The organism is Liquorilactobacillus sicerae (genome assembly GCF_029916425.1).
GTDB classification, from domain to species: domain Bacteria; phylum Bacillota; class Bacilli; order Lactobacillales; family Lactobacillaceae; genus Liquorilactobacillus; species Liquorilactobacillus sicerae.
In genome coordinates this window covers 1-390 of the sequence record NZ_JAHAVQ010000358.1, presented here as the reverse complement: position 1 = coordinate 390, position 390 = coordinate 1, and the positions used below count along the sequence as shown (strand labels likewise).

At 35.6% G+C, this 390-nt stretch carries 1 protein-coding gene; it reads right to left on the bottom strand.

Going from position 1 to position 390, the window contains the following annotated elements; genetic code table 11:
* Positions 1 to 14: 14 nt before the first annotated feature.
* On the bottom strand, positions 15 to 390 hold a 376-nt coding region (locus KH893_RS12825; protein ID WP_281166401.1), incomplete at its 5' end, for an MFS transporter.

Sequence of the window (390 nt, the reverse complement as noted above, 5' to 3'; positions counted from 1 at the left end):
CACGATCCGAAAAATCAGATAATTGCTTTCATCATTTGATTTTCATTATAGAAAAGTAAAGTGACAAACATAAAAATATAAATAAAAATTGGAATCCAAATATAGTTAATGTCTATCATTGCCACTGTTCCACTACTTTGTTTTTGATTAGCCACGTAACCAGATAATTGCAATAATCCGGCAGTAATCATACCGCCAAGTCCAAGGCCCATATTTACGCCAAAATCATCCGTAGAAGCAAGAATCCCTTCTGCCTGAATTCCCATACTGACTCCGTATCTAATTGTATCGGCAATCATAATAGAAACTAAGCCAACAACCATACCGTTTCCAATCGAGTTTAGGAAGATACCGAAAAAAAGACCATCTAACAGATGATAATAAACGCCG